At 66.7% G+C, this 21,857-nt stretch carries 22 protein-coding genes; 7 read left to right on the forward strand and 15 right to left on the reverse strand.

What is annotated here, in order from left to right; translation table 11 throughout:
• The first annotated feature begins 23 nt into the window (after window positions 1-23).
• Complete coding sequence (locus ACZ3HV_RS42875) at window positions 24-839, forward strand: alpha/beta fold hydrolase (protein WP_465693535.1); 816 nt, start codon at window positions 24-26, stop codon at window positions 837-839.
• Between the two features lie 103 nt (window positions 840-942).
• On the opposite strand, the gene ACZ3HV_RS42880 is transcribed toward ACZ3HV_RS42875, so the two are convergent.
• Entirely contained in the window at window positions 943-1,161 is a 219-nt protein-coding gene (locus tag ACZ3HV_RS42880) for a hypothetical protein (protein WP_465693537.1), read from the reverse strand.
• A 77-nt stretch (window positions 1,162-1,238) separates the two neighbouring features.
• On the opposite strand from ACZ3HV_RS42880, the gene ACZ3HV_RS42885 reads away from it, so the two are divergent.
• Entirely contained in the window at window positions 1,239-2,531 is a 1,293-nt protein-coding gene (locus ACZ3HV_RS42885) for a S8 family peptidase (RefSeq protein WP_465693539.1), read from the forward strand.
• Between the two features lie 257 nt (window positions 2,532-2,788).
• Window positions 2,789-2,971 carry a hypothetical protein gene (locus ACZ3HV_RS42890; RefSeq protein WP_465693541.1) on the forward strand — a complete coding sequence of 61 codons (183 nt, stop codon included), beginning with the start codon at window positions 2,789-2,791 and terminating at the stop codon, window positions 2,969-2,971.
• Window positions 2,972-2,980: 9 nt separating this feature from the next.
• Here the strand turns inward: ACZ3HV_RS42890 and ACZ3HV_RS42895 are convergent, their stop codons facing one another.
• The 6 genes from ACZ3HV_RS42895 to ACZ3HV_RS42920 all read right to left on the reverse strand — a co-directional run bounded on the left by ACZ3HV_RS42895 (window position 2,981) and on the right by ACZ3HV_RS42920 (window position 8,739).
• A complete protein-coding gene (locus ACZ3HV_RS42895; RefSeq protein ID WP_465693543.1) occupies window positions 2,981-3,301 on the reverse strand; it encodes an MmcQ/YjbR family DNA-binding protein in 321 nt (106 codons plus the stop codon).
• Window positions 3,302-3,847: 546 nt separating this feature from the next.
• Window positions 3,848-4,537 carry a type 1 glutamine amidotransferase domain-containing protein gene (locus ACZ3HV_RS42900; protein WP_465693545.1) on the reverse strand — a complete coding sequence of 230 codons (690 nt, stop codon included), beginning with the start codon at window positions 4,535-4,537 and terminating at the stop codon, window positions 3,848-3,850.
• 3 nt (window positions 4,538-4,540) lie between these two features.
• Window positions 4,541-5,716 carry a ferritin-like domain-containing protein gene (locus tag ACZ3HV_RS42905; RefSeq protein WP_465693546.1) on the reverse strand — a complete coding sequence of 392 codons (1,176 nt, stop codon included), beginning with the start codon at window positions 5,714-5,716 and terminating at the stop codon, window positions 4,541-4,543.
• A gap of 94 nt (window positions 5,717-5,810) precedes the next feature.
• Window positions 5,811-7,379, reverse strand: coding sequence for a DJ-1/PfpI family protein (locus ACZ3HV_RS42910; RefSeq protein ID WP_465693548.1), 1,569 nt, complete (start codon window positions 7,377-7,379; stop codon window positions 5,811-5,813).
• 7 nt (window positions 7,380-7,386) lie between these two features.
• Complete coding sequence (locus ACZ3HV_RS42915) at window positions 7,387-7,926, reverse strand: type 1 glutamine amidotransferase domain-containing protein (protein WP_465693549.1); 540 nt, start codon at window positions 7,924-7,926, stop codon at window positions 7,387-7,389.
• Window positions 7,927-7,953: 27 nt separating this feature from the next.
• Complete coding sequence (locus ACZ3HV_RS42920) at window positions 7,954-8,739, reverse strand: cupin domain-containing protein (RefSeq protein ID WP_465693551.1); 786 nt, start codon at window positions 8,737-8,739, stop codon at window positions 7,954-7,956.
• Between the two features lie 444 nt (window positions 8,740-9,183).
• Here ACZ3HV_RS42920 and ACZ3HV_RS42925 point away from each other — a divergent pair, with 444 nt between their 5' ends.
• Window positions 9,184-9,867 carry a type 1 glutamine amidotransferase domain-containing protein gene (locus ACZ3HV_RS42925; protein WP_465693552.1) on the forward strand — a complete coding sequence of 228 codons (684 nt, stop codon included), beginning with the start codon at window positions 9,184-9,186 and terminating at the stop codon, window positions 9,865-9,867.
• 51 nt (window positions 9,868-9,918) lie between these two features.
• Here ACZ3HV_RS42925 and ACZ3HV_RS42930 read toward each other — a convergent pair whose 3' ends face one another.
• Genes ACZ3HV_RS42930 through ACZ3HV_RS42945 form a run of 4 tightly spaced genes read right to left on the reverse strand, consistent with a single transcriptional unit; the run spans window position 9,919 to window position 13,991 of the window.
• Window positions 9,919-10,806 carry a LysR family transcriptional regulator gene (locus tag ACZ3HV_RS42930; protein WP_465693553.1) on the reverse strand — a complete coding sequence of 296 codons (888 nt, stop codon included), beginning with the start codon at window positions 10,804-10,806 and terminating at the stop codon, window positions 9,919-9,921.
• Window positions 10,803-12,173 (reverse strand): MFS transporter, encoded by a 1,371-nt coding sequence (locus ACZ3HV_RS42935; protein WP_465693555.1) that lies wholly within the window; start codon window positions 12,171-12,173, stop codon window positions 10,803-10,805. The genes ACZ3HV_RS42930 and ACZ3HV_RS42935 overlap by 4 nt, the downstream gene beginning before the upstream one ends.
• The gene (locus ACZ3HV_RS42940) at window positions 12,173-12,946 is read right to left on the reverse strand and encodes a VOC family protein (RefSeq protein ID WP_465693556.1); all 774 of its coding nucleotides are present in this window, start codon (window positions 12,944-12,946) and stop codon (window positions 12,173-12,175) included. The genes ACZ3HV_RS42935 and ACZ3HV_RS42940 overlap by 1 nt, the downstream gene beginning before the upstream one ends.
• A gap of 55 nt (window positions 12,947-13,001) precedes the next feature.
• Complete coding sequence (locus ACZ3HV_RS42945; RefSeq protein WP_465693558.1) at window positions 13,002-13,991, reverse strand: aldo/keto reductase; 990 nt, start codon at window positions 13,989-13,991, stop codon at window positions 13,002-13,004.
• A gap of 78 nt (window positions 13,992-14,069) precedes the next feature.
• Between ACZ3HV_RS42945 and ACZ3HV_RS42950 the strand changes: the two genes are divergently transcribed.
• Window positions 14,070-14,966, forward strand: coding sequence for a LysR family transcriptional regulator (locus tag ACZ3HV_RS42950; protein ID WP_465693559.1), 897 nt, complete (start codon window positions 14,070-14,072; stop codon window positions 14,964-14,966).
• 104 nt (window positions 14,967-15,070) lie between these two features.
• Here ACZ3HV_RS42950 and ACZ3HV_RS42955 read toward each other — a convergent pair whose 3' ends face one another.
• Window positions 15,071-16,126, reverse strand: coding sequence for a molybdopterin-dependent oxidoreductase (locus ACZ3HV_RS42955; RefSeq protein WP_465693561.1), 1,056 nt, complete (start codon window positions 16,124-16,126; stop codon window positions 15,071-15,073).
• Between the two features lie 107 nt (window positions 16,127-16,233).
• Window positions 16,234-16,497 (reverse strand): nitroreductase/quinone reductase family protein, encoded by a 264-nt coding sequence (locus tag ACZ3HV_RS42960; RefSeq protein WP_465693563.1) that lies wholly within the window; start codon window positions 16,495-16,497, stop codon window positions 16,234-16,236.
• Between ACZ3HV_RS42960 and ACZ3HV_RS42965 the strand changes: the two genes are divergently transcribed.
• Both ACZ3HV_RS42965 and ACZ3HV_RS42970 read left to right on the forward strand, forming a co-directional pair.
• Window positions 16,497-17,477, forward strand: coding sequence for a serine hydrolase domain-containing protein (locus ACZ3HV_RS42965; protein WP_465693564.1), 981 nt, complete (start codon window positions 16,497-16,499; stop codon window positions 17,475-17,477). The two genes, ACZ3HV_RS42960 and ACZ3HV_RS42965, sit on opposite strands and share 1 nt — an antisense overlap.
• 230 nt (window positions 17,478-17,707) lie before the next feature.
• A complete protein-coding gene (locus ACZ3HV_RS42970; protein ID WP_465693569.1) occupies window positions 17,708-18,226 on the forward strand; it encodes a response regulator transcription factor in 519 nt (172 codons plus the stop codon).
• A 1,094-nt stretch (window positions 18,227-19,320) separates the two neighbouring features.
• Here ACZ3HV_RS42970 and ACZ3HV_RS42975 read toward each other — a convergent pair.
• Together ACZ3HV_RS42975 and ACZ3HV_RS42980 are read right to left on the reverse strand one after the other, a co-directional pair.
• Window positions 19,321-20,097 carry a phytanoyl-CoA dioxygenase family protein gene (locus tag ACZ3HV_RS42975; protein WP_465693565.1) on the reverse strand — a complete coding sequence of 259 codons (777 nt, stop codon included), beginning with the start codon at window positions 20,095-20,097 and terminating at the stop codon, window positions 19,321-19,323.
• Window positions 20,098-21,228: 1,131 nt separating this feature from the next.
• On the reverse strand, window positions 21,229-21,857 hold a 629-nt coding region (locus tag ACZ3HV_RS42980; RefSeq protein ID WP_465693567.1), incomplete at its 5' end, for a hypothetical protein.

A 21,857-nucleotide genomic window follows, 5' to 3' on the forward strand; every position in this document is an offset into this window, starting at 1 on the left:
GATGTGATGAGGATGATGGGACGATGGGTGGTTCGTCGAACGGTTGGCCGGTCGTGCTCCTTCACGGGTGGCCGGTCACCGAGAAGCACTGGCAAGGCCTGCTGCCCCTCCTGCGTCGCAGCGGTTTCGCGTCGATTCCGGTCGCCCTGCCAGGGCTCGGCAAGCCGACGGGGAGCGCATCTAGTTTCAGGAAGATCGACCTCGCCGACAGCCTCGGCGACGATCTCAGAAAGCGCGGGCTCACGCGTTTCTCGCTGGTAGGCCATGACTGGGGTGGCACGGTCGCGTTTCTCCTGGCCGCTGCAATGCCCCAGGCGGTGAACGCGATCGTCATCGAAGAGGAGATCCTCCCCGGGATGGACGTCGACATTCCCACACCAGGCGCTGAGCACTACCCGTCCTGGCATGGACCGTTCAACCGCGCACCCGGCCTCGCCGAGCAGCTCGTCCCAGGGCGGGAAGACGCCTACTACGGGACCTTCCTCCGCCAGAGCGCCGGCCCGGCGGGGCTGGACCCGGATACAGTGCGCTCCTACATCGACGCCTACACGACCGACGATGCTCTGGAAGCCGGGCTCGGCTACTACCGATCCCGCGCCGCCGACATCGCCGACGTTCAACGACTCCGAGAGAATCCGATCCACACGCCCGTGCTCGCGATCGGAGGACGCTACGCGATGGGCCCTGCCGTCGCGGACGGCCTTCGCACGCTCTCAACAGACGTCACCGGCCTCATCCTGGAACGATCCGGCCACTACCCCGCCGAACAAGAACCCGAACCCGCAGCCCAAGCCATCATCGAGTTCCTCCAGCGACACCGCGATCAGCCACCCCGATGAGGCCGGGCCCTCAATCATCATCGGCGCTTCTTGACCCACATCCGTCGCCACGAACTCCGCAAGACGGCGCTCAACGTCGTACTCCTCCTGATCGCCGCCGTCATCACCTGAGGCCGCTTCGAGCGCGGAGCAGGGTCGGCCGCATCTGCCGGATCGCGGTGTCGACCTCGCCCAGCTGGCGCAAGCCGATGCCGCCGGCCTGGTGAGCGATCGACGCGGTGAACTGCGGCGGTCCGCTCCCGAGGAGCAGTTGCTCGCCGGAAATCGCATCATGCGGACGGGACAAAGCCAAAGTCAGCAGATCCTCCGGCGCCCTCGACACACCCTCTGGTTTGTCGGCACAGTGAAATGTCAACTGGCCGGTATGTACCTGCCTGTGATCATCGAGGGGGAAAGAAGATGCCGGACGACAACAACTCAGGCGGGAACAACAGCCAGCCGGACGGTGATTCAAACGATAAATTCGAAGACCAGGTCGAGCTGATTCTGGCCGAATTCGGCGACGAGATCGAGATCGATCCGCCGAACTGGCGCACCGCTGGGGTGAACGCCATCTACCGGTCAAGGGGCGTGCTGGTCAGGGATCACGACGGTCCCCGAGCGGTCGATCTCTTCGGCGGTGGAAACGCTCGGCGCAGCAGCCTCGGCGTCACCCGGCTCGACCTGCCGGACGCCGTACCGGCCGACGCACCGGACGGCGACGGCTTCACTGAGATCCAACGTTTCCTGGCGCATGCCGACAGCCGGTTCGGCCGCGGTCATGTCACGCCGGAACACCTGTTCTACGTCTGCAGCGTCAGCCCTTGCCCCGCGACGGAACCCGAGGAAGTGCTTGAAGGCGCGCTCCCAGATCCATTTCTGACCAAGGTGGGCAATGCCGACGGCCACGGGGTCAAGGTGGTCGTCCTGGACGTCGGCTGGACCCCGGCACCGAGTGCACCCTGGCTGAACGGCGTTAGCGGCGACCCCGAAGTAGCCTTCGACCCGGTGACCAAGCTGATCCGCCCGTACGCGGGTCACGGAACCTTCATCGCGGGCGTCGTCCGTGCGATCGCGCCGCGGGCCGAAGTGGTGGTGAAGAGCTACTTCAACAAGGCGGGAGCGGTGTTCGAGGCGGATCTGGCCGATCGACTGGCCGAAGCGATGGACGAGGATCCGGACATCATCAGTCTCTCGGCCGGCTCCACGACGCGCTTCGACATACCGTCGATGGGTCTCGACACCTTCACCCGGCCGCGGCAGGGCGGCGCGGACGGCCCCGTACTCGTCGCCGCGGCCGGCAATGACGGCACTGACCAGCGGTTCTGGCCGGCCGCCTACCCCGAAGCCGTTTCGGTGGGAGCACTGGCCGCCGACGGAACCAGCCGTGCGTCGTTCAGCAACTATGGCAGTTGGGTCGACGTCTATGCACCGGGCGAGAACCTCGTGAACGCGTTTCTGACCGGGCGCTACAAATGCACCGAACGACCAAACGCAGGCCGGTTCCGCGACTTCGCCGGTATGGCGCAATGGAGCGGCACCTCATTCGCAACTCCCATGGTTGCGGGCCTCATCGCCGCCCGAATGTCGTTGACCGGCGAACGCCCCAAACAGGCAGCCAACGCCCTGCTCGCCTTCAGCCACCGCCGCGTTCTGCCGGCTGTCGGGCCGGTGCTCCTGCCGGGTGACGCGCAGGCGTCGACCCACGGCTAAGCGCACGCTGATGCAGTGCGGCCGATCAGCTCGGTCCGCACTGCGTCAGTACGCCTCTCGGGTGCCGACCGACAAGTCAGCTGTTGATCGTGATGCCGGAGGCGTACACACGCCACCGCGATCCACTCCACAATCCGCTGCAACTCCACCCGGGCACGAACCCGAGGGCAGCTCATCGAACAGACGATGCGGGCCGACCATGCTTCGCGGACGAAGTCGGTCGGGTTGTCCTCCGGGCCACCGAGCTCGCGCTCCACTTGCAGACGCTGCTCGACCCCGACACCTCACGCCTGCTGAACACCCTGACCAATCCCGCCCAGTTGTTCCACCTGCAGGCGAAGTGCCGCCCGATCCTTGACGCGTTGGTCGGGTCCCGCCACATCGACGAGGACACCGAGCACCCGGCATTCCCAGCCGGTCCGGCAGGTCAGGCCGCGTGACCGAAGTGTCTATTTCCCCGCGACGTGAGCACAACCCTCACGAGCAAGCTCCTGCCACGACAAAGCCGAATCAGGATCAACACTGAACCACTCCTTCATCGGCACACCCTTGTTCGCGTCGAACCGAACTCCCTCCCCAGCGGCCACCAAGACATCGACCCGGGCCTCCGGCAACTTCACCACCAGCCGCTCGTGCGCCAGCATCGCAAAGATCTTGTTCCCGACACGCAGCGCCGAAGAACCGAAGCCCCGCCCCGAACCCGGCCCCGTCACTCCAGGCATATCCAGAAACTCGCCAACCAACTCGTCGAACCGCTCCTCAGGCGTCATCCCAGCCTCCCAGTGATCCCGACACCGATCATGACACTCCGCACGCGCGAGACCAGGAGTGACGGACAAGGACGTCAGGCAAACTCCCGACCGGCCAGGGGCTGAGCCACAGCCGTGCGGTCAAGGGTGCGGATTCCTCCTAGGACACCGAAGGTCAGTTTCCATGGAGACAGGTGTCACACGTCGCCGCCTGTTGTGTCTTTCCGGCAAGCCCGTGAAGTTGCTCCAGGCAACCGCACGACAGGCATTCACGCCGCCGACGGCGTTGCCGGCGAAAGTGGGTACGTCGACCAATCCCACCTCCCAGAGCGAGGTCGGACCGCGACGAACTGGTGGTACGCCGGTCAGCTCGTAGGCATCGATTCGGAACACGACGTCGCGAAGATCCGCGTCGAACGAGGACACGGCCCACGACCAGCAAGCGCCTGCGGCGGTTGATCCCCCTATCGCCGAGTGACGACCCGCACCGAGTGTGAAACCACGAGGCTGAACAGCTGCCTCCGCCGCGGGCAGACATGCTTGCTCGTCCGAGACCCACTCACCCTTCTACGCAACAGAGCAGGCCTCGACCAGGCAGTCCGCCAGCCAGGCCGCGGAGGCCGGATTCTGTCCGGTCAGCAACCGGCCGTCGGTGACGACATGCGCTGCCTTGTCCGGCCCGCAACTGTAGATCGCGCCGTTGTTCTCCAGCGCACTCTGCAGACAGAAAGGCACCACGGCGTCGAGTTGCCTCGCGGCCTCATCCGCCCTGGGGAACGCGGTCAGCCGTTTGCCGGCTACCAACCGGCTGCCATCGCTCAGCTCCATATCGACCAGTACTGCGGGGCCGTGGCAGATCGCCGCGATCAACCCGCCCTCCTCATACACAGACCGAGCTATCGCGTGGAGTGCCGGATTGCCGCGGAAATCCCACATGCCGCCGTGGCCTCCGACGAAGTACACGAGGTCGTAGCGACCCGGGTCGACCTGCTCGGCCGGGATCGTATTGTCGAGCGCGGCCCGGACAGCCGGATCAGCAAGGAAGGCAATCTCCGCCGGGGCCGAGGGATCATGACCGACCATCGGTGGCCGGCTGCCGTCGGTCGAGGCGAGGTCGACCTGGTAGCCGGCCCGGGTCAGCTTCTGCCAAGGCAGCGAGGTCTCGCCGAGATGGAAGCCGGTGGGTCTGCCGGTGTCACCAAGTTCGCCGTGGCTGGTCAGTACGAAGAGAGCCCGCCGTGAAAGTGATCGCCTCATCCCTCACCGGCCGCGATTCAGGCTGGTGTTGAGAAACCGCGGGCCGTAATACAGCGGTTGGGAGAAGTCAGACAGTGCGCGTAGTTCCGGCGCTTCCAGCGGGTACAGCTCATCGACCTTGGTCACGGCCGCGGCCGGAACCTGCTGTCGGAGAATGTTGAAGCAGGAGATCACCCGCAGCTCGTTCATCTCGAAGACAGCCCGGCCGAGACTGGGCCAGGACTGGTCTGCAGGACCGTTCCACGCGTCATCGAGCGCAGCCAGCATCCTTGTATAGGCGGCGTCGAACGCGCGCAACTCGCGCAGTACGTCCACACCGCTGGGGTCCAGCCGCAGGATGGCCGCGTAGCCATCCGCGGGAACCGCGAGTGAGTTGATGACCGTCGGCCAGGCGATCTTGGCGCCGCGGAAGTACCGGCGCTGGCCTTCGGCGGTGATGCTGTCGAGTGCCGGCTCGTCGGGACCGGTGTAGGTACGACCGAATCTCAGCTCGGCGAACCGGGCGTAGTGCGACAGCTCGTCCTGTGAACCGGCGCCGGACGACAGGGTGCTGGCGCCGAATCCCTCACCCTGGTCCATGATCAGGTCGAGGCTGGCGAGGATCTGGCCGACCGGGTCGCTGCCCTTGGGGTCGATCACGGCATAGCCGAGGTTTCCGCCGACCTGGTTGGCGACCCGCCGGCCGCGGATGGCAGCGGCGACGAGATCCGCGTTCGCCTCGATCGCGGCCTTGATCTCGGTGTAGAAGCTGCCGATCGTCGGGTACCGCAGGCCCTGCTGGTCGGCCGGCAGCAGCTCCAGTGGCGACTCGATCCGCATGAAGGTGTCGAGCTGCTTGCGGGACAACCGGGCGAACCTCGCGGTCAGACCGGGCGCGACGGTTCCGGCCAGGCCGGTGTGGATGGCGGTCGGGTCGAGGCTCTTGATGCGTGGCGCCCCACCGATCGCCGCCAAGGCGTTGCAGGCCGCGGCCATGTGGAGCATCTCCTCCATCAACACCGACCGCAGGGTGTTGTAGGCGGGGTAGTTCTGCACTTCCAGGGAGTACATCGCCGCCGAGTACAGCGGCATCGTGGCGTGTTCGATGGAGACGGCGCTCTGCAGCGCACCGCGAATCCAGTGCAGGTCGCGCGCCGTGGCCGGCGGACGCTGCGCGGGAGAGAAGGCTGACTGGGTCATCGGGCTACCTCGCTGGTCGATCGGGCTGGAACCTGTGCGGATGGGAATCGAGCCGTGCCGTGCGACCGCCGTACGCCGCACGACACGGCTTTGCTCAGCTGGCGGGCAGCAGCATGTCTTCGAAGAGATCCTGGAAGGACTTCTCCAGCTCGGGGTGCTCGTAGAACTCCGGTCCGACCGGTTCGAAGATGACCTCACCGAGGCCGCTCAGGGTGTCGAACATCATCGAGACGATCGTGCCAACCTCCCGGCCGAGGTAGTGCGCGACGATCGCGACGGCGCTGCCGTTGACGCCGTACGAACCCGTCGCCGTCCAGATCCGCTCCTCCGGGCTGCCGATCCACATCCGCCGGCTGGTCGGCACGTTGTAGCCCTCGCCTCGCAGCCCTCGTGCGACCGCGGCGACACAGGTGATCGGGCTGCCGCCGAGGATGCCGGCCCGCGCCAGCACTCCCACTCCCGAGCAGTTGGCGGCGACCACCTTTCCTTCATCATGATGGCGGCGGACCAGCTCCAGGACGCGCTCGTCCTTCGCCATCTCGCCTGAGCCGACCCCGCCCGGCACGTAGAGGAGGTCGTAAGTCCGCGTGTCGTCCAGGGCGGCATCAGGCACGACCTGCGTGCCCATCTGCATAGTGACCACGCCCGGGGTGACGGCGACCAGTTGCACCTCGAGGCTCTCCGGCGCGGTCTCCCGTTCCCAGGGGGAGATGGCGCCGCTGATCACCATCGCCGCGCCCTTGAAGATCTCCAACGGTGTCAGGCAGTCCTGCTCGCTCACCTTGTCGTAGGCGAGCACACCGATGGAGCGGATCAGCGGCGTCTCGGGCTCGGGCTCCGGGGTGATGCTCCGGGTCCGGCCGTTGCGGCGGAGGAGGTCTGGTTTGGTGACGGTCATAGTGGTGGCTCCGATCTGTGGAAGTCTCGATGGTCGGGATGCGGCCAACTGCACGGATCCGAGCTCGGAGAGCTCGAGCGAACGGATCCCCTGCCGGGCCGCCTCGGCCCGGTGCTCGGGGATCTGATATCCCCACTGCGCCCAGAACACCTGCGCTCCGGTGCCCCGGACCCGGACGGCGTTGGTGAGGTTGTCGTCGATGAAGATCAGGTCGTTTGTCGCCACACCGGCCTGCCGGGCGAGCCTCCGGACCGCTTCCGGCTTGCGAGCACACTCCCCGACGACAGCCGTCACCGTGCGGTCCAGCCGGTACCGGCGCAGGATCTCCCAGACAGAGGGCTCGTCCTTCGCCGTGACCACGGCCACCTCTCCCGCATGGCGCCTCAGCAGTTGCGGGACACCGTCGTACAAGGTGTGCAGGCCGAGCCAGAAGTCACGCTCAGTCTCCCGGAGCCGGTTACGGACGGCCGTCGCGCGCGTTACGAACTCGGCGACCTCGCGCTGATCCAAGGAAGCGAACAGCCTGTCGAACTCGGCCTGCGTCCGGACCTCCGCCGCGGCCGGCAGCCCCGCCACGGCGAAGTGGTCGAGCAGTCGCGAATAGTTCCGGACGTGGGCGAATCGCTGGACGAACGCGGCGGGCACCTGGTCCAGCAGGGCTGGACCGGGCTCTGGCGGGACCCGGTCGAGCAGACCGAACCAGGTGACCAGCGCGCACTCCTCCAACGCGTCGCAGATGACGCCGTCGAAGTCGAGGATCAGCATGGACAAACTAGGCTGCCAGCTTCTCGACGGTCTCGAAGACGGCTCGCATGAAGACGCCCACGTAGGCGTAGTACGAGCAGGTGATGATGTTGCCGTCGACGATCACGTCGCTGTCCACGACGGTCGCGCCGGCGTTGATCACATCGTCACGCAGCCCGATGTAGGCACAGGCCGTACGGCCCTTGAGGACGCCGGCGCTGACCATGATCCACGGGCCGTGACAAAGGCCGGCGACCACCTTCCCGGCATTGTCCATCCCGGCAACGAATTCAAGCACCCGTTTGTCCTGCCGAATCCGGTCCGGCGCCTCGTGACCGCCGGTGAGAATCACCGCGTCCCACTCGCCGTCGGCCAGGTCGTCGAACGCGATCAGCGGTTTGGCGGTCTTGTCCATCGGTAACGGAACGCCATATTTGCCGATTACCGGATCGCCGTCCTTCGTGGCGACGGCGACGTCCCAACCCTCTTCGATCAGCCGGTAATAGGTGTAGACCACATCATGGTCCTGAAAACCCGGGCCGGTAACAATCACCGCACTGTGTGACATTTGTGTAAACCTTTCTGTGAACAGCGATCAACCAAGACGGGAAATACACAGGTACGGCAGTTCGACATCCGGACGTACCACTTCACGGGTGGTATTGGTGAGGATCTCGACGTCGAGCCGAACCACCCCGGAGATGCACAGCGGGACATAGAACAGATCGGTGGTACGGCGCCGGTAGAAGACATCCATCCCGGTCCGGATCTCGAAACCGAAGCGGCCGTCCGGCGTGCTGGCGCGCAGGTGGGCGTTCGCCTGCTGCGGCACCCGCCGCATCGGGTGCTCCGGCCGCTCGATCGCCTCGGACTCGTACGACTTGCCGGTCCGGTCGTAGTCGTCGCGCAGCCGGAGCAGGTCGAACTTGTTCCGCGGCACCTCGATCTCGATGAGTTCCAATGGCTCGTCACCGGTGTTACGGGTGCCGTGGAACGCACCACCGGCGATGCGCATGATCGTTCCGGCCCGGACCGGAACCTCTTCCCTCAGCCCGGCGGTGATCCCCTGGCCACCGAGGCAGAGCAGATAGGTCAGCTTGCGCGGGTGAACATGGACCGACGTCCCGTGCGGGGCGTCGATGTGCAGCGCCCAGCAGTCGAAGAAGTCGTCCACGTAGGCGCGGTACTCGTAACCCCAGGGCTTGGGGATGATCTCGTTCAGGTGCAGGTCGGAGTCGAACTGTTCGTTCCGGGTCCGGCCACCCCGCCGGACGAGCCTCTTCAGCTCCCTGATGTCCTCTTTGCCGGCGTCGAAACGAACCAGGTCCGGCACGACGTCGCCGGTCGTCGCGATGGCTTCGGTACTCGATGATGCAGTCACAGACACCTCACATTGTCGGCAGTCACCGCCGCGGCGGTGGGAATGCGGCTGCGCTGTGCCGGAATGCGCGGGTTCGGCCCCCGGCCGCGCTTCGAGTTCGTTGAAATTTCCGGAATTGTTTGATTCAGGGCAAGTGGCGACCCTTCCCCGATCTCGTGGGCGATGCGATTCGGACCGACTCAAGAAACCATAGACAGCCTGACAGGTCAACAGATGTCTCACTGAGCGAATGGTTACTTGTGAAGAAGGTCACGTGGACCATGGAATACATTCCCGGCCAGTCGCAGATCTATGCACGTAGCAGGCGATCAGTTTTTCGATGACTTTCCATCAGGAATTATATTGGTGATTAGCGGACTTGTTTTCTACACTCCCGTTGGAGCTGTACCGGCCGCATTCAACCGGCCGACTGTGTTCAGCCGATCCGTTCCCATGAGGAGTGACATGCCGAATCTTCCGCAGCGAGTACTGCTCGCGCTGACCAGCCAGGACCGCCTAGGTGAAGATGGTGGTCCGACCGGCTACTACCTCCCGGAGGCCGCCCACCCGTGGAAGGTGTTCACGGATGCCGGCTACGAGGTGGACTTCGTCTCGGTCGCCGGTGGCAAGCCGCCGATGATCGGTCACGACCAGGCCGACGAGGTGCAGAACAACTTCCTGGCCGACGCCACCATGCAGCACAAACTGCAGTCGACCCCGACGGCGGCCGACGTCAAGGCCGGTGACTTCGCGGCCGTCCTGTACGTCGGTGGCCACGGAACGATGTGGGACTTCCCGGGCGAGACGGGCCTGAGTGACCTCGCCCGCGAGATCTACGAGACCGGCGGGGTCGTTGCCGCGGTCTGCCACGGACCGGCCGGGCTGGTGAACGTCAAACTGTCGAGCGGCGAGTACTTGGTGGACGGCAAGGAGTTCGCCGGTTTCACCAACGACGAGGAGGACGCGGTCGGCATGACCGAGGTCGTCCCGTTCCTGCTGCAGGACAAGCTCGAGGAGCGCGGCGGCCGGCACATCAAGAAGCCGAACTTCCAGCCGTGTGTCGTAGTCAGCGATCGGCTGGTGACCGGACAGAACCCGGCGTCGGCCAAGGGTGTGGCCGACGCCGTGCTCGGGATTCTCGAAGGCTGAACTGAGTAGCCATCGGGTTGTCCGTCACCCGATGGCTACCCAGTCGTTGCTCTACCAATACTTGGCCTCTGCCATCAGATGACGCCAGGCGAGCTTCACCTGCGGTTGGCAAAGGCCCGTCCGGCTGACCAGATACAGCATGTTCTTGGGCGAGATCACCGGATCACACAGGCGCACCAACTGGTCCGACCGGATCGCTTCCGCCGCCAGATAGGTCGGCAGGACACTCATGCCGGCACCGGCGATCACCGCAGCCAGCACCGCATGCAGGTCGGGTACGACGATCGCCGGCCGCATCCGTGGCTGACGGTTGAAGGCAGTCGTCCAGTATCGCCCGACGATCGGCAGTCCTTCCCCGATGGACACCAGCGGCACCTGATCCAGCGCGGCTCCGCCGTCGGCGGTGACATCGGCGGGCAACTGAGCCGCCCAGTCCGCGCCGGCAACCAGGACGAACTCCTCCTCGAGGAGTTCCTCGACCGTGAGCCCGGGCTGGCGTGGCCTTGCCGTCGAGACCACCAGGTCATGTCGGCCGGCGACCAGCCCCTCGATGAGCTGATTCGGCGGGCCGAAAGAGGTCCGCACCCGCAGCCCGCGCTCGATGAGGCAGGCCAGCGCCGGGATCACCTTCGCGGTGGTCAGGTCGGGCGGCCCACCGAACTGGAGCGTCTGATTGCCGGGGTCGGTCGCCAGCACCCGGTCGACCACCTCTTCGAGGGCGTCCAGATGCAGCCCCAGTTGGCCTGCCAGCTCGTCGGCCACGCCGGTCGGCGTCACGCCGCCGGCGCGCCTGACGAACAGCTGCTTCCCGAGTTTCTCCTCCAGGGTCCTGACCTGGACCGTGACGGTCGGCTGCGACAGCCCGAGGTGCGCGGCCGCCTTGGTCAGCGAGCCGACCCGATGAACGGTGAGAAACGTCCGCAACAGATCCAGGTTCACGGCTGTTGCTGGCGTCGCACGGGAAGGGAGAGCGTGACGGCTACCAGCGCAAGGGCCGCGAGGATCACACCCGCCGTACGCAGCGAGGTGAGTGGGCCGAGCACCGCGACTCCCAGCGCGGAACCGGCCTGCCGGGAGGCATTCAAAGCACCCTGCGCCGACGCGGCGTACTCCTTGGGCGCGGCCACCGACATGTCGGCCGTCGCCGCCGGGATCGCCGTAGTACTGGCAAGGACGAGCGCGATCTCCGCCACGACGATCCAGAGCAGCGAGGAGTGCACGCCGACCCCGGTCAGCAGCAGCCCGGCGAAGACGTCACAGGTGAGCCCGAAGATGATCAGCCGGCGGGCGCCGAAGGTGGCGATCAGCCTGCCGGTGACCATCGGCAGAACGCACATCGGCAACGTCATCGGCACGAATGCCAGGCCGGTGTCGAGGGCGCTGAATCCACGCTCCCGCTGGTACCAGAGGGTCAGCATGAAGAGCATCCCGTAGAACACCAGCGTGGCCGCGGTGGCAGCGATGATGTCCAGCCGCACTTGGGCGCGAGCCAGCAGCGCCGGTGGCAGCACCGGGTGCTCGGCCCGGCGTTCTACCTGGACCAGCGCGACCAGGGCCGCGGCCGCGAGGGCGAGGCTGATGAGCGGCGTCGCACGGACCCACCCGTTCGTACCGCCATCAATCAGCCCGAAAGTCAGACAGCCCAGCAGGACGATGGACAGCGTCACGCCGGGCCGGTCCAACGGCCGGATCTTGGGCGGTACGACGTTCGCCACGCCGAGCACCAGGACCAACGACAATACGGCGATGGGCGGGTTGACCAGGAAGACCAGTCGCCAGCCGCCAAGGGTGACCAGCAGTCCACCGAGTAGCGGACCGGCGAGCAGGCCGCTACTCGTGACGGCGGCCCAGGTGCCGATCATCTTCGCCCGGACAGCCGGCTCGGGGTACATGGCCACCAGCAGCGCAAGCGATGAGGGAACCATGCCGGCTGCCGCGATCCCGAGCAGGGCGCGGCCGCCGATCAGCAGGCCGATGTTCGGCGCGGCTGCGCAGAGCAAGGAGAGGACGGCGAAGGCAATCAGCGAGTAACGGTAGAGCCGGCCGGCGCCGAAGCGGTCCGAGACCGCTCCGGATGCCAGCAGGACGCCCGCGAAGACCACCGTGTAGGCAACCGATGCCCAGGGCAACAACGCCCCGCCGACCTGGAGATCACGCTGGACGTCGGGCAGGGCGATATTGAGGATCGAGGTGTCGAGCAGCACCAGGAAGTTCCCGGCCGAGATGCCGAGGAACGTGATCAGGCGGCGTCGACCGACTGACCGGTCCGGGATCGTGACCGGTGACTGTGGCAGTGGCGAGGTCATCAGGCCCCGACCCCGCCCGGCAGGACCCCGGTCCGCGCCCACTCGGTCAGCGGGTCGACGGCGTCGGTGCCGACATACTCGATCCGGTTCCCGTAGGGATCCGGAGAGGTGATCATCGAGAACGGGGTGGAGCCCTCCTCCATCCGGAAGACGGCGTCGACGCCGGGACCGCTGGTGGTCAGCCAGTCCAACCGCGCGTCCATGTCCGGCTCCCAGTACGCGTGGTACAGGATCTGGCCGCACTTGTCGGCGGAGACGATGCCGTCGCCGTTCGCCTGGATCAGCTCCAGGTACGGCGGCTCGGTGCGGGACAGCACCGCGGTGAGCTCGAAGGGGTGCGGGTCGGGGTCTTCCAGCCGCGGGATGCTGAACACGCCGGGCTCGGTGAACCGGAGGTCGAAGGTGTCCGCGTAGTACGCGATCGCCTTGTCCAGATCGGGAACGACGATGCCGGTGTGGAAGAAGCTGGCCTCGACCATCGGTGCGAACCGGTCGCCGAACCGGACCACGGTCGGCGGTTCGACCAGGCAGTCGAGCAGTTCGGGGATGAAGTCGGCCAGATACTTGCTGGCGCCGTGCTGGGCGAAGGCGACCTCGTCGCGATACGTCTCGATGCAGAGGCGCCGGGTCGGATCGGTGTCGTCGACCACGTAGTCGAAGCGGGTACAACCGGGTTCGTTCTGGGCGATGTTCTCCATCAGGCCGGCCATCAGCGCATCGAGCTTGGCCTCTTTGCCGGGCTGGACGCGCTGTTCGGCGGTAACGGTGATCATTGATCCATTCCCCTTGGTCGTCATGAACGGCGGGCGGGCGCCGCCGGGATGAAGGTCAGGTCGTGGTGCGAGTCGTGGCCGGTACGGCGAACGAGCGCCGGTCCCCGGCCCACGCCTCGGGCCGTACGGCCAGATCAAGGCGCTCCAGCTCGGCCGGGCCGAGCTGGATCTCCGCAGCGGCGGCGTTCTCCGCGATCCGGTCGAGTCGCCGGGTCCCGGGAATGGGAACGACGTCGTCGCCCTGGGCCAGCAGCCAGGCCAGCGCGAGCTGCCCCGGGGTGATCGACAGACTGTCGGCCACCGTGCGCAGGGCCTCGATCTGGCTCAGATTGCGGTCGAGGTTGGTGTCCTGGAAGCGTGGATCGGTACGGCGGAACTCGCTCGTGCCGATGGTGTCGTGATCCAGCGTGGCGGTGAGCAGGCCGCGCCCGAGGGGGCTGTAGGGCACCAGTCCGATGCCGAGTTCGCGCGCCGCCGGGATGATGTCGAGCTCGGGCTCGCGCCACAGCATCGACCACTCGAACTGGACCGCCGCGATCGGGTGGACGGCATCGGCGGCTTGGAGCTGCCCGGCGGTGACCTCGGAGACGCCGAGGTGGCGCACCTTGCCGTCGTCGACCAGTTGAGCCATCGCTTGCACGGTTTCACCGATCGGCACGTCGGGGTCGACCCGGTGCAGGTAATACAGGTCGATGACGTCGACCCCGAGCCGCTTCAGCGACGCGTCGCAATAGCCGCGGACATGCTCGGGGCGGCCGTCCAGCGCGACCCCCTGTTCGGTCCGGACGATACCGAACTTCGTCGCCACCTGAACCTCACCGCGGTTGGCCAACTCGGCCAGGGCGCGGGAGACCAGCTGCTCGTTGTGCCCCTGGCCATAACTCATCGCTGTGTCCAGTAGGTTCATCCCCAACTCGACAGCCCGGTGCAGGGCTTTGATCGACTCCCCGTCGTCGGCCGGCCCGTAGCCCTGCGAGAAACCCATGCACCCCAACCCCAGTGCCGAGGCAGTGAATCCGGTACGTCCCAAGTGTCGTTGCCGCATGGGTTAACGGTGCTGGCCGCCGAGCCATAAGTCCAAGACAAGTTTGCGCTGGCATCTATCGCGATCGATGATGAATGGGTGGAGCTACGCCAGCTGATCTACTTCGATGCCGTTGTCCGCCATGGTGGCTTCACCCGCGCCGCCGAGAGTCTGCACATCGCCCAGCCCGCGATCTCCGCACAGATCCGGCGGCTCGAAACCGAGCTGGGGACCGTGCTGCTGCAGCGAAGCACCCGCCGGGTCTCACTGACGCACGCGGGTGAACTGTTCTGGGCGCGGACCCGGCGGGCGCTCGACGAGCTGGACGCTGCGCGCGCGGACCTCGACCAGCTGGCGTCGGTACTGCGCGGCCGGGTGCGGATCGGCGCCACCCAAGTACTGGGCACACTCCACCTGTCGGTGCAGCTGGCCGACTTTCGCCGGCGCTATCCCGGTCTCGGGCTCACGCTGCGTTCCGGGCTGATGGAGGTTCTGCTCGAGGCTCTCGACGGCGGTGAGCTCGATGTGGTGCTCGGCCCGATCCACGCTGACCTGTCAGCGAGGTACGTCGCACGGCCGCTTGTTGAGGAAGGGCTGGTCCTGGTCAGTCCTCCTGGGCACCGGTTGAGCGATCATTCGGGCAGCCTCGCGGCCGCACGCGACGAGAGCTTCGTCTGCTTGCCGGCCGGGAGCGGGCTGCACGAGATCCTCACCAAGGCCGCGGCCGCCGCGGGCTTCGTGCCCCGGATCGAGTTCGAGACCTACAGCCCGGCCAGCATCCGTGAACTCGTCGCAGCCGGTCTGGGCGTCGCCCTGGTCGCCGGCTCGGCGGCGCGTGCCCCTGGACCGCCGGTCGAGATCTATCCGCTCCCCCACTTGAGCCACCCGGCCATCGGCCTGATCGTCCTCGACGAGCGGCCGCTCACACCGGCGGCAGGCGCGTTTCGCGACTTCTTGGGCAGGTCGGTGTCCGGCACGGCCGACCCGATCGAGTGAATCCGCCGCCGGGTGGTCGACCAGACCAGCCGGCTTAGGCCCGCATCTGCGTCGTGCCCTCGCAGTCGGCTTCGCGGAGGAGACTGACTGATCAATCGGCCGAGTCACTGCAACGGGAACGGCGGCTGCCACCACCACGGCCGGGTATCGACGACCACGCGGTCTAACCACTTGACCCACCAGAAGCCCCGTCGACCCGGCGCGACGAGCCGTGCCGGCGCACCATGCCCGACCGACAGCGGCCGGTCGCCAACATGCGTCGCGACGAGCAGGAACGGTACGTCCCGCAACGGCAGGCGCCGCGCGTACCCGGTAACCGAGACCACGACGACGCTGCGTGCGTCGGGCGGCAGCGCTGCCGGCAGCAACCGGTCGAGCCGCACCCCGCGCCAGCGCTGGTCGGCGTACCAGCCGCCGGTGCAGTCGAGCACCGCCCGCATTTCGTCGGTGGCGATGGCCAGCAACGCGTCGTGGTCGAGTTCGGCCACCTGCCGTCCCGCCACCCCGACACGCAGCCGCCAGGTGGCAACGTCGACCCTGGGCACAGCATCCAGGGCCCACTGCGTGACCGGCATCGCCTCCGGACGATCCGAGCCGACCTCGAACGAGCCGGTCACCCGGCGGTCCTGCCCCGGTAGCGAGAGCCCACGGGCGACACCTTCGACCGCGACGTACGCCGCGGCCGCACCTCCGCCGAGCCAGAGCGCGCGGAGCAGGGTGCGCCGGGACAGGTCAGTACGCCGCGGCAGCTGCGGGTGCCGCAGCACGTGCAGTACAGCGAACGGCACCGCAAGCATCGCGGCACCCACGTGCACCTGCATCGGGGTGAGACCTGCGTAGGTCCGGAAGCCGCCGAGGACGTGCACGACGCCCGCGAGAAGCGATACGGCGACGAGAACCCCAAGGACCAGGCCGACAGCCGCACGCCAGGACGCCGACCGGAACGCCCGGCTCCGCCGCACAATCAGCGACTTCCACGGGACGAGCAGCACCAGAGCCAGACCCGCCGCGCCGTGCAGCACCGTGACGATCCACCCGGGCGTCGTAGTACCCGTGCCGAACGCGGCCCAGCCGGTGGCGAACGCGAGCACGAGCAACACCAGCAGGGCGACGTTGGTACGGCGCCCGGCACGTCGGCGGACTCGGCCTTCCCGGCCCATACGTCAAGTGTGCAGCGTCGGCTCCGGTGGGCCTCGCGCAGGACGGGCCAGCCCACGGTTACCTGGTGCTCCGCACTCCTTGGCGCACATCGGCACGAGGGTGCACATCAGCGGCGTGAGCGTGCGTCAATCGCCCGCCACCTCGCCCACAAGCGAGACCGTTCCTCTGCGGCACATGCCGTGACCATGCACGGCCTGTCGGCGAGACCGACTCTGGCTCCGGGATGCGCTTGGAGGTTGAGCCACCACACGGGCTCGCCGTCGGCCCAGCCATTCATCGCCAGCGTGACGAGGTTCGGACTGTTCCGCGAGGGCTGGCCTGCCTGATAGACAGGTTCGGCATGGCGCGGGACTGGGTTAATCTGCGGCAATGGCGCAGGGGGATATTGACAAGATCGCTGAGGAAACCGGCTTCTCCGGTGTGGTCTGGATCGACCGGGCCGGCCAGATCGAGTTCGCGAAGGCCTACGGGCTGGCCAACCGCACCTACCACGTTCCCAACTCCCTGGACACCAGATTCGGCATCGCCAGCGGCAGCAAGGGGTTCACCGCCCTGGCCGTGGTCTCGCTGGTGCATGACGGTGCGCTGGAGCTGAGCACCACCGCCCGATCCCTGCTCGGCAAGGACCTACCGCTGATCGCCGACGACGTGACCGTCGAACATCTCCTCACCCACACCTCTGGCATCGGTGACTACCTGGACGAAGAGGCCGACACCGAGATCACCGACTACTTCATCGGCGCGGCGCACGAGCTGACTACCACCGAGGCTTTCCTGCCCCTGCTGGACGGGCATCCCACCAAGTTCCGGGCCGGTGAGCGGTTTGGCTACTGCAACGGTGGTTTCGTGGTCCTCGCCCTGCTGGCCGAGCGGGCCAGCGGCATCGGATACCACGACCTGGTCCGGGAACGGGTGCTCCGCCCCGCCCGCATGACCAGAACCGACTTCCTCCGCTCCGACGAGCTACCCGCCGACGCGGCCGTGGGTTACCTGCCCTTGAACGGGGTGGACCGCTCCAACGTCTTCCACCTGCCGGTACTGGCCACCGGCGATGGCGGCATCCACACCACCGCCGCCGACATCTCCACCTTCTGGCGCGCGCTGTTCGCCGGCGACATAGTGGATTCCGTCGAAGAAGTCGTACGGCCACGCTGCGACGTACCCGAGGACTCCAGGCGCTACGGCCTCGGCTTCTGGCTGCACGAGAGCACCGATACGGCCATCCTGGTCGGGTACGACGCCGGCGCGTCGTTCAAGTCCACGCACGACCCACACACCGCCACCACCTCCACCGTGCTTTCCAACACCTCCCCCGGCGCCTGGCCCATCGCCCGCGCCTTCACACCTTGAGGACCAACACGTCGTACTAGCGCCTTCGTCCCGTTTGCCAGTGCCCCGCGGCATCACCGTCCTCGAACTCGATGCCTGGGGCAAGATCGAGAGATTCACCGCCGCGGAACGGCGCCCTTGTCGACACCGCGATGCTCACCACACTCGCGCGGACCGCAATCGAACAATGACCTCAAACCGGTACCCCCGCCGCCCGACGGAGCGGAGCAGTCCTCACTCCCCCCAAGGCCATTGCCCTCGGCAACCTCACACCCCGGGAAGTCGAAGTCCTCGCCCTCATCGCCCAAGGACTGTCCAACCCCGAGATCCCCACGCGTTCGACGGTCAGCGACGAAACCGTCAAGACCCAGGTCAGCCACCTGCTCGCCAAACTCCGCCTACGCAACCGCACCCAAGCCGTCATCGGCGCCTACGACTCCGGCCTCGGCACCACCCCCCGGCACTCCGCGCCCCTGACGTCGCGGTCAGGCACCGACCTGCACGACCCGGACGAAGGTGGTTGCGTCGGTTGGTGCCGCGGACACGAGCCGTTGCCCTTCGAGGTTCGCGCCTGGACCACACGCCGACACCAATGTGCGGCGGTGCCGCCGGACGGTCAGCTCACCCTCGACACCTTTCAGGGCTGCTCCGAGACACCTTGGCAGCGCGCCGCTCACTCGGGTGCAGCGCGGATCCTTCGGACCAATCAGCGCTGCGGGTGGGTTCTCTGGGCGCCGGCCCGGGACAATCCGAAGGTGACGGTGTCCTGACTGTCCGATTTTCTGGCGGCACCCATGCTCTGGGGCCTTCCCCATGCGCCGGACAGAGTTCACGATGCAGAGGAGGAGCGGAGGTCTGATTGCGATGGCCAGCTTGGCGAGCTTTACGACTCTGTACGTGACCGCAATCCGGGTAGACGGGCCAAATGATCTCAAGAACATCGCCGCCCTTCGGTTGGATGGCGAGCTTCTAGGCACGGAAGAGTCGTCTGTCGCCGATTTCATAGCCTGGCTGGACCGCGGCCACGGGCGAGCGTTCGTCCGGCAACCCGACGGAGGCCGTGGTCCCCGTGTCCACGTCGAGTACGACGGCGAGCGGCGCTACGTGAGCAGTCGCAGCGAGGACTGGGACCAGGAAGATGCGCTGCTGCGCCTGCCACGATGGGAGCCCGGAAGGGCAGCCGCAAAGCACACCAGCCGGACCCAATCACGCGCACACCGTTGGGACAAGTGGCCAAGCAGTAGCCGCGTCTCGAGGGTGGCCAAGTAGCGCTCGGCGCCCAGGGCGGCCGCACAGCCCGTGCGGCATCGTTGATCGTCTGCGCACCGACACCTCCAGGACCGCGAGCGCGCGGAGCAGCAGCGGTACGTCGGTGTGGTCCATCAGGTCGCCGGCCGCGGACATGCCCCGCAGGGTCTAGGAGCTGACTTCGACGACCAGAACATCGCCCTCCTCGCCCAGGCGCAGCTGACCCCTCGGCAGCTCTCAGCGCGGGTCGTGCCCGATCGCAGTCCGGTGACCGGGAGCTCCCGGGTCTCACCGATGGCGGCGCCCCGCAGCGTGATGCAGCTCAGCTCCACCAATCAACGGCATTCACTGATCAGTCTCGGTTGTAAATCTGCGGTCACGAGGTTCGCCTGAGCCTCTCTCCCACGCTCAGACGACGAGCTTGAGACGTGTGGTTAGTCTGCGTGTCCCCCGTCGGACACACAACTTATCCACGGGGTCGACCGCAGCCTCCACAGTCTGCTGCGCGTGGCGGTACGTCGTAACAGCCGAAGCGACACGTGGCTTGCAAGGGCACGAGGCACCGGCCTTCGAGATCAACCGAAGGCCGGTGTCGCGGCGGGAGCGAGTCCGTGCGTCAGATCGGCAGCGGATCGTAGTTGGCGCCGAACGGGGCATCCGGCCTTGCGAACTCCCCCAGCAGTGCGCGCCTCAGGGGCGTGGTGCGCTCGAGGAACTCGGGGTCGTTGCTGAAACGGTCGGCCGTGCGGACCCACGGTGGGCTGTAGACGTAGTGCGTCGTGTAGCGGTCGTAGTCGCCATCGTGGCGGAAGGTTCGATGCCAGACGCCGTTGTGGAACACCAGAGCAGCCCCGGCCTCGGCGCACACGACATGGCCGATCGCGATGTCGTCGTTGGGCTCACGGATTGCATCGGGTAGACCGACCCGCGAGCGGTGGCTGCCGGGAATCAGCTCCATATTGCCCATGCCGGGCACCGTCTGATCGGTGAGCAGATACGACACGCGGAGCTGAAGCAAGGGAACCGGGTATCCCAGGTCCTTGAAGTCGAAGGCGGACGATCCGTCCTGGTGCCAACGGCCGTTCCCCGCGTGCGCCGGCTGCATGGTGTTCCAGCCGGCCTGCAGCACGAATCGGTCGCCGAGCAGACCCCGCACTTTCGGAAGGACGTCAGGATGATCTATCAGCCGCTCGAGAACCGGCTCGCTCTCGTAGGTCCGGCCGATCTGCCCGAACTCGCGGTCGCGGTTCTGGTGCAGACGCCGCGAAACATCGTAAGCCTCGGCGGCCTCGTCCTTGGTCAGGACGTTGGGAATCATGAAGTAGCCCCACGACTCGAAGATGAAGCGGTCAGTCTCGGTCAGCTGACCTTTGTCGACGACGGGATCGAGCATCACTGTGTCCTCTTCTTCATGGTGTTGGAACGGCTTCTCGGACCTGGCATCACACCGACCAGGGAGTCGGATCACCAGATCGGCGGGTGGTCAGCGCAACAGCCACCATCCCGAGGCAACCCGCGAATGGTGGCAGTCAGTGCTCGCCGAGGTGCTCAGATCCTCAACGCACGCGACCATCGCCGGAAACGGGGCAACGCGATGGCGCCCTGAGGTCCCGCAAGAACCGCGTGCAGGTACGAGCGGAGCCCGTGGCGGCCCGCCGGCGCGCGGCTCGCCAGGCCGCGCAGTAGCTGGATGGTTGCGGTCACGATCCAATTCTGATGCCAGTCGTATACCGATAAACATTCAACTCACCCAGATTGGCACCCAACTCAGAACTCGCCAGCCGCCTGCTAGGTCCCGCGGAGCATCACGAGCCGACCACGGACACTGAACTTAGCCCACACGGTCAGCCAACGGGTCGAACGTAATGTCCGCGATCCGCTCGACGGTTTCCTTGACAGCACCTGATGTGTGGTTCAGCGAGGGGGATCCCGGAGGCGGACCTGCCGCGACTCCCTGACTTCGGGGACAAGGCTTTGCCCGGAGGGGCAGGGACACTTCGTCCTAGGCAGCGGCATCAGCTCGGCCTCGCAGCCATTGCCGCGGTCGTCAGCACGTTCTCTGGTCCGTGCGGCCTGGCGCTCGCGGTCGCTGAACTCTCTCTCCACGCACCATGCACGGAGGCGTGACGCTGGGCGCGGAAGCATCTGCTTCTACTCAACATCCAACGGACATGGCGAGGGCTGTTCCCGCCACATATGTGGCCGGAACTGGAGTCGCCTGCGTCGCGGTCGCACGCACAGAACCGCGTGGGGCGACGACGATCGCTTCGTCAGCGCCAGCATTGCGGCCATCGCCGCTGGGGCTTGGTGGGGATGGCGGTCCCGTCCCGTTCTCGGTGTACAAGACTGACTGCGTAGAACGACTGCGGCGCCGTTGCGTGCGTCGCGACAAAGCGTGTGCCGTAGGGTTCCGTTCGTCAGCGTGGTCGTCGAGAACGACTCGGGCATGCCCTCATGATCCGTGCTCCGCAAAGGACAATTGGGCCGTGATCCTGCACAGCACGCGTTGCGCTCGACAACCGTGTCACGGCGAAGGCGCAGCCTGGTCGGAGTAGTGCGCCGTTGGCCGGCCATCCCAGCGGAAGTACAGCCAGAACCCGAGCGACGCCAGACCGAAGAACGCGAAGAAGGCGAGCGCGCGAGCCACCGACCGTACGTCGATGCCAGGACTGCCGGCCCCGTAAGCCCGGACAACGAACACGTACACGAAGAACAGGACCGCCACTGACTGCGCGAGCAGCCACGCGGTCCGATGCCAGTCGCGCAGTCGTTCGCCATCGAGAAACCGCAAGGGAACAAGGCCGAAGGTCAGTCCCTCGACGCCGAGCACGATGATCCAGAACAGCACGGCGTCGCCAACGACCCACGCGAACTCGGCGCCATCACCGTGCGCCCGGTCGTACGTCGAGTACCGGCCGATCCAGGCGGCGACGCCCACGGCCACGAGAACCACCACACCGGTGAGAACGGCCGGGCCGTCGTTCTCCGGGGCTGGCTGCTGGGAGGCCTTCGCCGCGACGAAGCCGGCGATCATGCCGTAGAAGTACGTCGGCTCTAGCCCCGGCAATTCATGGGGCTCAGTGATGGCGCCGCCGGGATGCCGGTGGGGCGGGCTTGGTGATGGTGGTGCTTCGCGGGTACGTCGGTTGGCCG

The sequence above is a fragment of the Kribbella sp. NPDC020701 genome, assembly GCF_055562215.1.

Excerpts from the sequence above, each read along its gene's own strand:
- ACZ3HV_RS42875 (WP_465693535.1), top strand. The coding sequence starts at position 24 with ATGGGTGGTTCGTCGAACGGTTGGCCGGTCGTGCTCCTTCACGGGTGG.
- ACZ3HV_RS42885 (WP_465693539.1), top strand. The coding sequence starts at position 1,239 with ATGCCGGACGACAACAACTCAGGCGGGAACAACAGCCAGCCGGACGGT.
- ACZ3HV_RS42895 (WP_465693543.1), bottom strand. The coding sequence starts at position 3,301 with ATGACGCCTGAGGAGCGGTTCGACGAGTTGGTTGGCGAGTTTCTGGAT.
- ACZ3HV_RS42900 (WP_465693545.1), bottom strand. The coding sequence starts at position 4,537 with ATGAGGCGATCACTTTCACGGCGGGCTCTCTTCGTACTGACCAGCCAC.
- ACZ3HV_RS42905 (WP_465693546.1), bottom strand. The coding sequence starts at position 5,716 with ATGACCCAGTCAGCCTTCTCTCCCGCGCAGCGTCCGCCGGCCACGGCG.
- ACZ3HV_RS42910 (WP_465693548.1), bottom strand. The coding sequence starts at position 7,379 with ATGCTGATCCTCGACTTCGACGGCGTCATCTGCGACGCGTTGGAGGAG.
- ACZ3HV_RS42915 (WP_465693549.1), bottom strand. The coding sequence starts at position 7,926 with ATGTCACACAGTGCGGTGATTGTTACCGGCCCGGGTTTTCAGGACCAT.
- ACZ3HV_RS42925 (WP_465693552.1), top strand. The coding sequence starts at position 9,184 with ATGCCGAATCTTCCGCAGCGAGTACTGCTCGCGCTGACCAGCCAGGAC.
- ACZ3HV_RS42935 (WP_465693555.1), bottom strand. The coding sequence starts at position 12,173 with ATGACCTCGCCACTGCCACAGTCACCGGTCACGATCCCGGACCGGTCA.
- ACZ3HV_RS42940 (WP_465693556.1), bottom strand. The coding sequence starts at position 12,946 with ATGATCACCGTTACCGCCGAACAGCGCGTCCAGCCCGGCAAAGAGGCC.
- ACZ3HV_RS42945 (WP_465693558.1), bottom strand. The coding sequence starts at position 13,991 with ATGCGGCAACGACACTTGGGACGTACCGGATTCACTGCCTCGGCACTG.
- ACZ3HV_RS42955 (WP_465693561.1), bottom strand. The coding sequence starts at position 16,126 with ATGGGCCGGGAAGGCCGAGTCCGCCGACGTGCCGGGCGCCGTACCAAC.
- ACZ3HV_RS42965 (WP_465693564.1), top strand. The coding sequence starts at position 16,497 with ATGGCGCAGGGGGATATTGACAAGATCGCTGAGGAAACCGGCTTCTCC.
- ACZ3HV_RS42975 (WP_465693565.1), bottom strand. The coding sequence starts at position 20,097 with ATGCTCGATCCCGTCGTCGACAAAGGTCAGCTGACCGAGACTGACCGC.